General features: G+C 72.8%; 10 protein-coding genes. 5 read left to right on the top strand and 5 right to left on the bottom strand.

Annotated elements, in window-relative coordinates; translation table 11 throughout:
• Window positions 1–81 precede the first annotated feature (81 nt).
• From ACFYL4_RS09725 to ACFYL4_RS09735, 3 genes are all read right to left on the bottom strand, one after another.
• Entirely contained in the window at window positions 82–771 is a 690-nt protein-coding gene (locus ACFYL4_RS09725) for an HNH endonuclease family protein (RefSeq protein ID WP_387517897.1), read from the bottom strand.
• 163 nt (window positions 772–934) lie between these two features.
• The gene (locus ACFYL4_RS09730; RefSeq protein WP_387517899.1) at window positions 935–1,711 is read right to left on the bottom strand and encodes a hypothetical protein; all 777 of its coding nucleotides are present in this window, start codon (window positions 1,709–1,711) and stop codon (window positions 935–937) included.
• On the bottom strand, window positions 1,617–2,174 hold the full coding sequence (locus ACFYL4_RS09735) for a hypothetical protein (protein WP_387517901.1): 558 nt from the start codon (window positions 2,172–2,174) through the stop codon (window positions 1,617–1,619). Before ACFYL4_RS09735 ends, ACFYL4_RS09730 begins: the two co-directional genes overlap by 95 nt.
• A 201-nt stretch (window positions 2,175–2,375) precedes the next feature.
• On the opposite strand from ACFYL4_RS09735, the gene ACFYL4_RS09740 reads away from it, so the two are divergent.
• Entirely contained in the window at window positions 2,376–3,203 is an 828-nt protein-coding gene (locus ACFYL4_RS09740; RefSeq protein ID WP_387517904.1) for a hypothetical protein, read from the top strand.
• A gap of 64 nt (window positions 3,204–3,267) precedes the next feature.
• Here the strand turns inward: ACFYL4_RS09740 and ACFYL4_RS09745 are convergent, their stop codons facing one another.
• Window positions 3,268–5,550, bottom strand: coding sequence for a HelD family protein (locus ACFYL4_RS09745; protein WP_387517906.1), 2,283 nt, complete (start codon window positions 5,548–5,550; stop codon window positions 3,268–3,270).
• 377 nt (window positions 5,551–5,927) lie between these two features.
• Here ACFYL4_RS09745 and ACFYL4_RS09750 point away from each other — a divergent pair, with 377 nt between their 5' ends.
• From ACFYL4_RS09750 to thyX, 3 genes are all read left to right on the top strand, one after another.
• A complete protein-coding gene (locus tag ACFYL4_RS09750; protein ID WP_387517908.1) occupies window positions 5,928–8,144 on the top strand; it encodes an anthranilate synthase component I in 2,217 nt (738 codons plus the stop codon).
• A gap of 124 nt (window positions 8,145–8,268) precedes the next feature.
• Window positions 8,269–8,409 carry a GPGG-motif small membrane protein gene (locus tag ACFYL4_RS09755; protein WP_357763366.1) on the top strand — a complete coding sequence of 47 codons (141 nt, stop codon included), beginning with the start codon at window positions 8,269–8,271 and terminating at the stop codon, window positions 8,407–8,409.
• Between the two features lie 180 nt (window positions 8,410–8,589).
• Window positions 8,590–9,387 carry an FAD-dependent thymidylate synthase gene (gene thyX, locus ACFYL4_RS09760; RefSeq protein WP_357763364.1) on the top strand — a complete coding sequence of 266 codons (798 nt, stop codon included), beginning with the start codon at window positions 8,590–8,592 and terminating at the stop codon, window positions 9,385–9,387.
• Between the two features lie 64 nt (window positions 9,388–9,451).
• Here thyX and ACFYL4_RS09765 read toward each other — a convergent pair whose 3' ends face one another.
• A complete protein-coding gene (locus ACFYL4_RS09765) occupies window positions 9,452–11,011 on the bottom strand; it encodes a serine/threonine-protein kinase (protein WP_387517911.1) in 1,560 nt (519 codons plus the stop codon).
• Window positions 11,012–11,211: 200 nt separating this feature from the next.
• Here ACFYL4_RS09765 and ACFYL4_RS09770 point away from each other — a divergent pair, with 200 nt between their 5' ends.
• On the top strand, window positions 11,212–12,396 hold the full coding sequence (locus ACFYL4_RS09770; protein WP_357763359.1) for an amidohydrolase: 1,185 nt from the start codon (window positions 11,212–11,214) through the stop codon (window positions 12,394–12,396).
• Window positions 12,397–12,724 lie beyond the last annotated feature (328 nt).

The following is a 12,724-nucleotide window of genomic DNA, read 5'->3' on the forward strand; positions in this document are numbered from 1 at the left end:
GGGTCCGGCCGGTGAACCCCCGGATCGGACACGGGACGGGCCGTGCGGGCATCGGCGCGCACGGCCCGTTCGCCTGGCGGGTCAGCAGCGAGCGTTGATGGTGCCCTGGATGGAGGCCTTCTCGGCGCTGGTCACGGACAGGTTGTAGCGGTGCTTCACGTTCACCCACGCCTTGACGTAGTCACAGTGGATCGCGGTGCGCGGCGGCATCCACGCGGAGGGGTCGCGGTCGCCCTTGGAGCGGTTGCTGCTGGCGGAGACCGCCCACAGCTGGGGTGAGGAGACGTCGTTGGCGAAGGAGCGGCGCTGGGCAGCGGACCAGGTGTGGGCGCCCGACCTCCAGGCGTCGTAGAGCGGCACCATGTGGTCGATGTCGAACGAGGACGGTTGGTCCGTCCACACGCCGTCGTACTCGCTGGACCAGCGCCCGGACGTGGGCTGGCAGCTGCCGTCGACGTGCACGGTGTGGCCGTCGCGGCGCAGCACGGTCTCGCGCGCGTCGCAGGGGCTGCTGATCACCACCCAGTGCGGGAAGAGGCTGCGGTCGTAACCCGCGCCGTTGTTCTTGGCGCGCACCGTCAGTCCGTCGAGCTGGGACTGCGCGGCGGAGGTGGAGGGGATGCCGGGCGGCAGGACGTGGTGGGCCTGGGCCGGGGCGGCCCACCCGAGGACGGCGACCAGGACGGCGGCGGCGACGGCGGACAGGGCGCCGAGCGCGGTCTCCCGCGCACGCGGGCGGGGGGAGGGGCTGGGGGTGGGGGAGGCGGGCAACGTGTCTCCTGGGGGAGGATGTGACAGGTCGGACCCCCTCACCCTGCCGGTTCCCGGTGCGCCCTGCCAGCCCCCCTGCGTGAAATCCGCGCGGGCACCAGGTGACACGGCGGTGCAACGGTACTCCGGGGCCGCCCGCGTGCCGTCCGCCGACTCCGGACCGCTACAGACCCCCTTCCAGATCCCGCAGGGCGATGTCCAGGAACGCGTCGAACTCGGTGTCGGCCTCGTCCATGGCCTCCTGAGCGAGCTCCTCGGTCACCCGCTCCTGACACTCCCGGATCGCGCGGAAGTCGCCCTCGCACTCGCTGGACAGGAGTGACCGGTCGGGGCTCACGCCTGTGTCCATGTCCATGCGGATCAGGACGAAGTGAACGTCCTCGACCTGCCCCCAGGCCGTCCACATCGCCATGTCCAGGCCCTCGGCGGACAGCTCCATGACGAACTTGCCGCCGGGGTCGGGCAGTTCGGGGGAGTCGTCGGAGCGCAGGGTGGCCTCCATCTCGATCCCCTCGCTGACCACCGTCATGGTCGAGCAGGTGCGGATCATCTCCTCGTACGCGGACGGGTCGAAGTCGAACTCCTCGTCGTCGCCGCTGACCAGGACGTAGGTGTAGACGGAGGGGACGGTGGAGTCCACCGCCACCTGGCCCGCGCCCTCGGCGGCCGCGCCCGCGGGGAGGTCGGCCGGTCCCTCGTTCATCACCTCCGCGCACTCGGCGGGCTGGATCGAGTCGAACTGGGTGGTGGAGACGCTGGTACCGTCCAGTTCCGCCATGTCGACGGCCTCCACCTCGTACCCGTCCGGGTAGTCGGACGCGGAGGGCAGAAGGGACTCCAGGCGTTCACTGGCGGTGATGTTGATCTGTTGGTCGCACGCTGCCACGGGCACCAGGAGCGCGAGGGGGAGCAGGGGGACCAGGATGTTCCTGTGCCGCACGGGGGTCCTTCTCGTTCGGGGGATCGTTACGAGGGGTCAGACTCCGCTCGCCGGGTGGTGGTTCGGGCCGGTTCCGGACACGCTTGGTGATCTCCGTCGCGGCGCGTCGGCCCGCGATCTCGAAGCCGCGCGGGTGGGAGTCGACCACACTCCACCGGAGCGCGCGCAGTACCACCCGTGTCGAGTGGGGAGGGCGGCCCCCTCCCGCGTCCTCCAGGGCCGAGCGCAGCCCTTTGAGGAAGGCGCGCGCGAACTCCTCGGGCGGGCGCTCGCCGTACTCGTCGACACTGGAGGAGGCGTCGACGAACTCGACGTCGGCATGTCCGTGGGCGGGGCCCGCGTCGAACCAGACCAGGGCGACGTGTCCGCCGCAGGAGGTCTGCCGCACGCTGCGTACGTGCACCCCGGTGAGGCGGATCGGTAGTGGGGGCGGGGGGAGGCGGAGTGCGGCGGCGCGGTCCATGCGTTCTTTGTAGCCGTACGGGGGCTCCGCCCGCACCCGTCCGTGCGCCCGCTCCGCCCCCGACTGCGGTCCGGGGACGCGGAGGAGGCGCCGGCGCCGGTGCTCGGACGGATCGTGACGCAAGTGTGGCGTTGCCGGGCCAGCAAAAAGTAGAAAACGGACTAAATTCTCAAATGCCACATGAGAACGAAAGTCTGCGTCATGCCCCCACGTACCACCGCCGCCCCCTGGGCCGCGCTCCTCCTCACCCTCCCCCTCGTCGGCTGCGCCCCGGCCCAGGAGTTCCTGGACCGCGCCGCCCCGGGGGTGGACGCCCTCGTCCCGCTCGACCCCGACCGGGTGGACCGCGACGACCCCTTCGCGGGCAGCCCCGCCGAGGACTACGGCGAGGGGTTTCCCGTCCCCGACGCCGAGGCGGTGGGGCCCTACACCAGCGAACAGGTCGAGTACGCCTACGCCCACACCCAGCGGCTCCTGGAGGCGGTCTACCTCAACCAGGACGCCGTCTTCGGAGAGGACAACAGCGAACTCATGGGACTGCTCACCGGCCAGAGCCTGGAGTGGTACATGGACAACCTCACGAACGAGGACTTCGAACTCAACAGCCGCCACGTACCCTTCAACCTCACTCCGGGCACCGCCGAACCCATCGGTGACCAGGTGCGGGTCGACGGCTGGATGCGCGCGGAGGCCGCCCGCGACGAGCAGGGCTGGGACTACCTGTCGGTGGTCACCGAATACACCATCGTGCACCCCGTCGCTCGTCCGGGGCGCCCCGCCTCCACCCGCCTGGTCACCAGTCACCTGGGAGAGGTCGGCTATTACGACACCGGCGTGGAGGAGCTGGAGGCCGCGCCGATGTGGTACCGCGCGGTGGCGCCCGTGCACTGCGTGGAGGAGTACACCTTCACCCCCAGCTACGACGACGAGATGCCCAAGGGTGACCGTCCCGGGGGCGTGATCGAGGACGCCTACGACCTGGAGACCACACGGGAGATGGACGGGTGCGGGGCGGTCGGGGACACCTGAGCGGCGCCATGACCGGCGCGCGACGACCGCTCCCGCGTGGTGCCCGGGCCCGGAACCGGTGCGCTCACCCGAGGCGCCCCAACGGGTCCGGCAGGGCGGCCTCGTGCGCGACCGTCAGGCGCCGGGTCGCGCGGGTCACCGCCACGTACAGGTCGTTGGCGCCGCGAGGACCGGCCAGCAGCTCCTCGGGACGCACGACGACCACGGCGTCGAACTCCAGGCCCTTGGACTCGGTCGCCGTCAGCACCACCACGGCGTCCCCCGGGGTGTCGCGGGCCCCGGCGTCCGCGCGGGTCGCGCCCGGAAGGCACCGAGCCACCTCGGTGAGCGAGGCGTCTGAGGTGACGACCGCGATCCGGCCCGAGCCGATCACCCGGCGCTCCTCGGCGACCAGGGCGGGCAGGTCGCCGGGGCCGCTGATCCGCACCGCCCGTGGGGCGTCCCCGTCCTCCCGGACGGACTCGGGCACCTCCTGGTCGGGCGCGGCCTCACGCAGCACGTCCGCGGCGACGGCCATGATCGGCGCAGGGGTCCGGTAGTTGACCGTCAGGCGCTCCACGTGCAGCTTGCCGGGTGCGTACGGTTCCAGGGCCTCCTCCCAGGAGCGGGCTCCGGCCGCGCTCCCCGTCTGGGCGATGTCGCCGACCACGGTCAGGGACCGGGTCGGTACGCGGCGCATCACCGTGCGCCAGGCCATCGGGGACAGTTCCTGGGCCTCGTCGACGATCACGTGCCCGTACGCCCAGTCGCGGTCCCGCGCGGCCCGGTCGGCCGTGCTCCGGTCCGGTCCCGTGTCGCGGTGGCGTTCGGCCAGCAGGGCCGCGTCCAGGCCCTCGCGCGGGTCCTCGGTGAGCCCGGTGAGGTCCAGGACCCCCTGCGCGTAACGGACCTCGGCCTCCCGCGCGGTGTCCCGGCGCCGTTGGCGGGCCCGCTCACGGCTGTCGTCCCGGCCGAGCAGCTCTGCCGCCTCGTCGAGCAACGGCACGTCCTCGACGGTCCAGGGGGCGTCGGCCGGACGGGCCAGGGACCCGGCGTCACCGACCCCGGCCCGGGCGCCCGCCCGGTCCAGGGCGACGGGGTCCGCGTACAGATCGCCGAGCAGCTCCTCGGGGGTGAGGTCGGGCCACAGCGCGTCCAGCGCCCGCCGGACGGGTTCCTCCTCCCAGAGCCGTGCCCCCGCGTGCGGCAGGTCCTCCTCCGTCACCGGGCGGCCCAGACGCAGGGACTCGGCCCGGGCCAATTCCCCGAGCAGGGTGTTCACCGCGTACTTGCGGGCGGTGTTGTGCGGCAGCCGCAGGCCGCGGGTGGTCTCCAGCACGCGCTCGCACACGTGCGCGGGCACTGTCAGGGTTCCCGTGTCGGCCTCCACACGCAGGTCGGCCTCGCCGAACGCCCTGAGGGGCGACCGCTGGCGGTCCGCCAGGGCCGCGCGCACCAGGTCGACCATCCGCAGGCCGCCCTTCACCGCCGCGACCGCGTGCCGGTCGCGGGCCGACGCCTCCACACCGGGGAAGAGCCCGCCGACCGTGCGCATCACCACGTCGGTCTCCCCGAGAGAGGGGAGCACGTCGCCGACGTAGCGCAGGAACGCCGGGTTGGGGCCGACCACCAGCACGCCCCGCCGCTCCAGAACGCGCCGGTGCGTGTACAGGAGGTAGGCGGCGCGGTGCAGGGCGGCGACCGTCTTGCCGGTGCCCGGACCGCCCTGGACGACCAGGACGCCCGACAGCCGGGCCCGGATGACCCGGTCCTGTTCGGCCTGGATGGTGGAGACGATGTCGGCCATGCGCCCTGTGCGGCCGCGCCGGAGGGAGGCGAGCAGGGCCGCCTCCCCCACCAGCTGGCGGCGGTCGCCCTCGGTGAGGCCGTCGACGTCGAAGACCTCGTCGTCGAGGCCGATGACCCGCCGCCCCCGAACCCGCAGGTGGCGGCGGCGCGTGACCCCCTCCGGGTCGCTGGGCGTGGCGGCGTAGAAGGGGCGGGCGGCGGGGGCTCGCCAGTCCACGAGGATGGTGTCGTACTCGGAGTCGCGCAGCCCGATGCGTCCCACGTAGCGGGCCTCGGAGTCCCCGGGGCCGTGGGCGACGTCGATCCGGCCGAAGCAGAGCCCCTCCTCGACGGCCCCGAGTTGTGCCCCGCGGCGGGCGTGCTCGTAGGAACGGGTCTCGCGCTCGACGATGGCGGCGTATCCGGCGCGTTCCTGGAGGTGGGCGTCGGCCAGCCTCCGCCCGGTTTGGGCGCGCAGGGCGTCCAGGCGTGCGTACATGGCGTCCACACGGGCCTGCTCGACCGCGAGAGCGGCCTCCTCGGCTGAGGCGGCCGAAACTTCTGATTGACAGGAGTCCATGTTGCGGTTATCCTAGCGAAGAGGAAGTCTCTGGAATCTGGCAAAGATGTGCGGGGCGCCGTAGCCTAGCAGACGAACCCGCCCCTGTGCCATCCCTCTGCCCGGCCTCCGTTCCGGGCGTTCGCGCCGACCCCTCCCGATCCGGGCGGGGCTTTTTCGTTTCCGGGCCCACCGGGCGTCGGGTACCCGCTACACTCGGCCCCATGCGAACCAGCCCGACCAGCCAGGGACAGTGGTGGCGCCGCTCCTAGGCGGCGCACCGACAGTTCGCGATCCACGAACACCGCAGCGACCGCCCCGGACCGGCGGTCGTTTGTCGTATCCAACGGCCCCGGACGGCGATGGACACCCGACCGCAGAGCGCCAAAGGACCGGCAGTGAAGCCCAGCGACGCACCCACCACCACGTACCGCACCCCGAGCGGCGTGACCGTCCACCGCACCACCACCCCGTGTGACCCCGAAACCCTCACCGAACTCGTCAGTTCGGTGGAGTACCGGCGGGGCGGGGTCCTGTCCTCGGGTATGGAGTACCCGGGCCGCTACGACCGCTGGCACCTGGGTTACGTGGACCCGTGCCTGGAGATCTCCACTAGGGGAAGGCGCGTCACCGTCGAGGCCCTCAACGGCCGGGGCCGGGTCCTGCTGCCCGTCCTGGCCGACGCGCTCGACGCCGTGCCCGGCGCGACCGACCGGGAGCGGGGGGCGGGCCGCGCCGCCGTGACCGTGCCCGAAGCCGACCCCGGCACCTTCTTCACCGAGGAGGAGCGCAGCCGCCGCCCCAGCGTGTTCACGGCCCTGCGCGCGGTCGTGGCGGCCCTGCGCAGTCCCGAGGACCCCAACCTCGGCCTGTACGGCGCCTTCGGCTACGACCTCGCCTTCCAGTTCGAGCCGGTCGAGCGACACATCGACCGCGACCCCGCCGACCGCGACCTGGTCCTGCACCTTCCCGACGCCCTCGTGGTGCGGGACCGCAAGCGCGAGACGTGCGTGCGGCACACCTACGAGTTCACCGTCCCCGCCGACGGGGCGCGCGCCGAGGCCACCACCCTGGGGTTGTCGCGCGCCACCGAGCCCACCCCGCCGGTGGTCCGCGCCGAGGTGCCGCCCGGCCCGCGGCCCGGCTCCTACGCCCAGGTGGTCGCCGAGGCCAAGAAGCGGTTCCGCAGGGGCGACCTCTTCGAGGTGGTCCCCGGACACCGCACCTACGCGCGCTGCTCCTCCCCGGCGCGCTTCTACGAACTGCTGCGCGAGCGTAACCCCGCGCCCTACGAGTTCTTCTTCAACCTGGGCGGGGGCGAGTACCTGGTCGGCGCCTCCCCGGAGATGTTCGTGCGGGTCACGGGGGAGCCGGGCTCCGGGCAGCGGGTGGAGACCTGCCCCATCTCCGGAACCATCCGGCGCGGTGAGGACGCCCTCGGCGACGCCGAGAACATCCAGGAGCTGCTCTCCTCGGTGAAGGAGAAGTCCGAGCTCACCATGTGCACGGACGTGGACCGCAACGACAAGTCGCGCGTGTGCGAGCCCGGCAGTGTCCGCGTGATCGGCCGCCGCCAGATCGAGATGTACTCACGTCTGATCCACACCGTCGACCACATCGAGGGCACCCTGCGCCGCGACTTCGACGCCCTGGACGCCTTCCTCACCCACATGTGGGCGGTGACCGTCACCGGTGCGCCCAAGACCTGGGCGATGCGCTTCATCGAGCAGCACGAGACCAGCCCGCGCCGATGGTACGGCGGTGCCGTCGGCGTGGTCAACTTCGACGGTTCCATGAACACCGGCCTCACCCTGCGCACGGCCCACATCCGCGACGGGGTGGCCGCCGTACGGGTGGGGGCGACCCTGCTCTACGACTCCGACCCCGAGGCCGAGGAGAAGGAGACCTTCCTCAAGGCCCGCGCTCTGCTGGAGACCCTCGCCCTGGGGGAGGAGGACGCCGACGGTGCCGCACGGACCGCCGCCGAAGCCGAGGACGCCGGGGGCCCCCGGCCCGGAGCGGGTATGAGGGTCCTGCTCGTGGACCACGAGGACTCCTTCGTCAACACCCTCGCCGACTACGTGCGCCGACACGGAGCCGAGGTCACCACGGTCCGGTACGGGTTCGCTCCCGAACTCCTGGACCGACTGGCCCCGGACCTGGTGGTGCTCTCGCCCGGGCCCGGGCTGCCGGAGGACTTCGCCATGGCGGACCTGCTGGACGCCCTGGCCGCCCGGGACCTGCCGGTGTTCGGGGTGTGCCTGGGACTCCAGGGCATGGTCGAGCACGCCGGCGGGGAACTGCGCTCCCTGGACGAGCCGGTGCACGGCAAGCCGGGCCGGGTCCGGGTGACCGGAGGGCGGCTGCTCGCCGGTATGGGCGAGGACGGCGCCTTCCCCGCCGCCCGCTACCACTCCACGCACAGCACCCCCGACCTCGTGAAGGGCTTCGAGGTCACCGCGGTCCTGGACGAGCCGGGCGGTGAGCCCGTGGTGATGGCGATCGAGGACCCCGTGGCGCGCTGGTACGCGGTGCAGTTCCACCCGGAGTCGATCCTCACGGCGAGTGTCGGCGAGGGCGTCGTGGCCCGCGTCCTGGAGCTGGCCCGAGGCTGAACCGGTGGGGGCGGCGGCGCGACCCGTGTCACAGTGACCGCCGCCCACCTGCGTCGACGCCGTGTGAAGGGAAGAGTCCACCGGGGCGAAGTTTGACCGGATCGTGACCGGACAGGGGTTGTGCATGGGTATTTTGCTATCAATTCTCGGGATCGTCCTCATCGTCTCCGGTGTTCTGGGAGTGCTGCGCGGTCAGCTCCTCTGGGGTGCCGCGGCCATCGTCCTCGGCCTCTTCGTCGCACCCGGCTACTTCTACGGCCTCTAGCGCCGCGTCCTGCCGGGGCGGCGGCGTCCCTCGCACGGCCGACCACGGCCGACCTGCGGGACGTGTACTCTCGGGGGAGGTCAATCGGCCCCGCCCCACACACGCTCCCGTGCTCCGGACACCCCTGGTCGCGGCCCTGACGCGTGCCCTGGTGCGGGGGAGTTGCTAGGAGAGGGTGCCGTGAAGAAGGTCGAGCCCCAGGTCCGCCTGGTTGCACGTCCGCAGGTGGACTACGACGCGATCGCCGACTACCTCAAGGAGGTCGGCGGCGAGGCGTGGTTGGAGCGGTTCGACCGGGGTGAGCTCGACGCCCACCTCAACGACCCCCAGAACCTCGCCGAGTTCGCCGGACGCCTGTGCTACCGGTCGTGGGAGCCGGGCCTGAACCCCAACGTCACCCGCGTGCGCAAGGACCAGGACGCCTACCTCGGCAACATCCTGGCCAGCCTGCACGGTTCGGTGCTGGAGCACGTGAGCTTCAGTTTCGTGCTGCACAACGTCTCGCGGGTCCTCACCCACGAGCTCATCCGGCACCGGCCCGGTGTGGCGGTCTCCCAGGAGTCGCTGCGGTTCGTGCGCCTGACCGACCTGCCGTTCTGGTTCCCCGAGTGGGCGGAGGAGGACCCGGAGCTGATGGAGCGCGCCTCCGCGATGCTCCAGCAGATGGAGGACTTCCAGTTCTGGATGGCCGAGCACTTCGGTCTGGACGACGAGGGGGTCAAGTTCGCGGAGAAGAAGCACAAGACCTCCTTCATGCGCCGCTTCGCCCCCGAGGGTGTGGCGACCGGCCTCGTGTGGACCGCGAACGTGCGCACCCTGCGGCACACCCTGGAGGCCCGTACGGCCCCCGGCGCCGAGGAGGAGATCCGTCTGCTGTTCAACCTCGTCGGCGAGACGCTGAAGGAGGAGGCACCGGCGCTCTTCGGCGACTACACCGTCGAGGACGGCGTGTGGGTCCCCCAGTACCGCAAGGTCTGAGCCCGGTCGCCTGAGCGCCCGCACCGGTTCCCGGTGCGGGCGCCGTCGTACGCGCGGGCGCGTGTCACGGGAAGAAGTGTTCGGACAGGCGGTGGATCTGCGCTATCCCGTCCTCCCCCAGGGTGTAGTCGACGTCCACCACGACGTGCACCTCGGGGCGGATCGCGCTCGGACGGTTCTCGGCGAAGTAGCCGAGCACCTCCTCGCGTTGGACCGGCGTGCGGCCGTATCCGGAGTTGTCGATCTCGCCCCGGCCGTGCTCGGCGATCAGCTCCGGAGGGCACAGGAGTGAGACGCAGTAGAGGTCGGCGTCGTCAGGTATCCGTGCCCACAGCGGTTCCGATCCGGAGAAGTCCTGTTCGTGAATGCCGAACTCCGGGTCGGACGGCTCGTCCAGGTACCGGAACGGGTGGAGGCCGAGCGCCTCCTCCTCCGGGCGCGGAGTGTCGGGTTCGGCGGACCACCCGAGCAGGGCCGGGGTGGTGACCACGGACGGTGACGCGGACGCGGTGTCGGAGGGCACCTCCTCCGGCTCGTCGCCGACCTGTGCCGAGCGCCCGAGCCACCATCCGCCGGCGACCACCGCGAGGAGCAGGGCCGTGGCTCCGGCGCCCAGTGCCAGGGCGCGCCCCCGGGTTCCCCGGGAGGGAGCGGGGCGGGTACCGACCCGTACCCGGTGCTGTCGCGTGGGCGCCTCGGGAACCCCGGACCAGCTGTGGCGGAGCAGTTCGGTGACCGCCCTCGCCGCGGCCTCGGCGGAGTCCGCTCCCGGCCCGCCGCCGGTCTCCCGGACGAGTTCGGCCGCGCTCGGGCGCCGCTCGGCCGACTTGTCCAACGCGCGTTCGACCAGGGGTGCGAGCGGCCCGGTCAGGCCGGTCAGGTCGGGGGCCTCGTGCAGGACACGGTAGGAGACGGCGTCCGGCGCGCCTCCCCCGAAGGGGGACCGTCCCGTCGCCGCGTAGGCCACCAGGGCGCCCCAGGCGAACACGTCGTCGGCGAAGGTCGCGGCCTCGCCCCGGTAGTGCTGAGGGCTGATCCATCCGGCCGAACCGATGACCGACCCCGTACGGGTCAGGGCGGTCTCGTCGACGGCGCGGGCGATGCCGAAGTCCAGGACCCGGGGGCCCGACGGGGAGAGGATGACGTTGGCCGGTTTGAGGTCGCGGTGCACCACCCCCTGGGAGTGCACGCTCAACAGCGCCTCCGCCACGCCGGCGGCCAGTCCGCCCCACAGCTCGGGGGCGAGGGGTCCGTGTTCGCGCACGTGGGCGCCCAGGGTGGGCCCCTCGATGAGCGGGGTGACCAGCCAGGGGCGGTCGGCGGCCGTGTCGGCGTCCAGCAGGGGCACCACGCAGGCGCCGCCGACCCGGCGGAGCAGGGCCACCTCACGGGCGAACCGCGCGCGGAAGTCGGCGTTCTCCGCGTACTCGGCGTGCACGGTCTTGACCGCCACGGCCTGACCCTCGGGGGTGGACGCCGCGTAGACGACCCCCATCCCGCCCGCGCCCAGGCGTTTGAGGACGCGGTAGCGACCAATGCTGCGGGGTGCGTTCGCGGGGAGGGCCTCCGCGGACGCGGGCAGGCGCACCTCCACCGTGTCGGGGGGAGTTCTCGTGGGTGACATGGGGCTCCGAAGGGGACGAAGTCGTGGTGTCCCGGACGCTAGCACCCGTACCGGTCGGTCGGCGCCCGTGGAACCGGTGCGTCCGGCCTCCGGGCGTTCCCGGGCCGCGCGCGGCGTCGGCGGAGCCGCCCCGGCCTCGGCGGTTGGCGTGGGGGCCGCCATCCCCTATTTTTCGGTATACCACTAAGAGGAAGGTTGTCATGACCGAGCAGACGAGCCCCACGATCTTCCGCGACGTCCGCCCGATGGGAGGCGACCCCGTCGACCTGGTGGTCATCGACGGACGGGTGGCCGACCGGGTGCCCGACGGTCGGGCCGACGTCGTCGACTGCGGCGGCCGGATCGCCCTGCCCACCCTGGTCGACGCGCACATCCACCCGGACAAGACCTCCTGGGGCGAACCCTGGCAGTCCCGGCGTCCCGCGCGGGGGATCGGCGAGCTGGGTGAGCAGGACGCCGAGTTCTTCCGCAGCTGCCCCAGCCCCGTGGCCGACCGGGCCGAACGCCTCATGGGCCACGCCGTCACCCGGGGCACCCGTGCGATGCGGGCCCACGCCGACATCGCCCCCGCCTACGGCCTGGACGGCCTGCACGGCGTCCGAGAGGCGGCCCGGCGCCTGGCGCACGCCCTGGACGTGCGGATCGTCGCCTTCCCCCAGCACGGGGTCCGGCGCGCCCCCGGCACGGACTCCCTGCTGGAGGAGGCGCTGCGCACCGGCGCGGCCGACCTGGTCGGCGGCATCGACCCCGAGGGCTTCGACGCCGACCTCGACGGCCAGCTCGACCTCGTGTTCGGCCTCGCCGACCGGTACCGGGTGGGAGTCGACCTCCACCTGCACGACAGCGGCGCCGTGGGATCGCGCACCATGCGGGCGATCATCGAGCGCACCCGTGCGCTGGACATGGGCGGAAACGTCACCGTCAGCCACGCCTTCGGCGTCACCCCGGCGGCCGAGGACTTCGCGTCCGTGGCCGCCGCCCTCGGGGAGGCCGGGATCGCGCTCACCACGGTCGCTCCCGACCCGGCCCGGGTGCTGCCGGTCGCGCGCCTGCGCGAACACGGGGTGCGCGTCGGTGTGGGCTCGGACGGGGTCCGCGACTCCTGGAGCCCGTTCGGCGACGCCGACATGCTGCACCGCGCCCACCTTCTGGCCCGGGCCCTGCGCGCTCGGCTCGACGAGCAGCTGGAGGACGCCTTCCTGACCGCCGCGCACGACGGCGCGTCCCTGGTCGGCCTGGAGCGGGCCGACTTCACGATCGGGGCGCCCGCCGACTTCCTCCTGGTGGACGGCGAGTGCCTGGCCCAGGTCGTGGTGGACACGCCCCGACGCCACGCCGTCGTCCGCGCGGGACGGGTCGTGGCCCGCGAGGACCGGCTGGTCTGAGGGGCCCGCGTTCTCCGGGGCGAACGGAAGAAATCTGAAAGCCTTGCGCACTAGGTTTCTTGGCGGACGGACGCTGAGGCGGCGGTGGTGGAACCACGGCCCCCGGTGAGGACGCGGACCCGGGCCCTGCCACCCGGGTACCCGGAGCGGTCAGGACGGGACCGCTCGTTCGTTCGGGCCGGTCGGGACGGGACGGGCCCGTGACTGTGGGGGCGGCGGTGGGTGGGAAGAGTGCTGACCGCCGCCCCGCCATCCGTACTTCGTCGGTGCCCCGGGTTAGGGTCGTGGCGCGCGTCCGGACCGCCCGGACGACGGTCGGAGAGGGGCC

Source organism: Nocardiopsis sp. NPDC006938 (genome assembly GCF_042869555.1).
GTDB lineage: Bacteria > Actinomycetota > Actinomycetes > Streptosporangiales > Streptosporangiaceae > Nocardiopsis.

Bases quoted from the DNA above. Each gene is read 5' to 3' on its own strand.
- ACFYL4_RS09735 (WP_387517901.1), bottom strand. From the start codon at position 2,174: ATGGACCGCGCCGCCGCACTCCGCCTCCCCCCGCCCCCACTACCGATC.
- ACFYL4_RS09740 (WP_387517904.1), top strand. From the start codon at position 2,376: ATGCCCCCACGTACCACCGCCGCCCCCTGGGCCGCGCTCCTCCTCACC.
- ACFYL4_RS09745 (WP_387517906.1), bottom strand. From the start codon at position 5,550: ATGGACTCCTGTCAATCAGAAGTTTCGGCCGCCTCAGCCGAGGAGGCC.
- ACFYL4_RS09755 (WP_357763366.1), top strand. From the start codon at position 8,269: ATGGGTATTTTGCTATCAATTCTCGGGATCGTCCTCATCGTCTCCGGT.
- ACFYL4_RS09765 (WP_387517911.1), bottom strand. From the start codon at position 11,011: ATGTCACCCACGAGAACTCCCCCCGACACGGTGGAGGTGCGCCTGCCC.
- ACFYL4_RS09770 (WP_357763359.1), top strand. From the start codon at position 11,212: ATGACCGAGCAGACGAGCCCCACGATCTTCCGCGACGTCCGCCCGATG.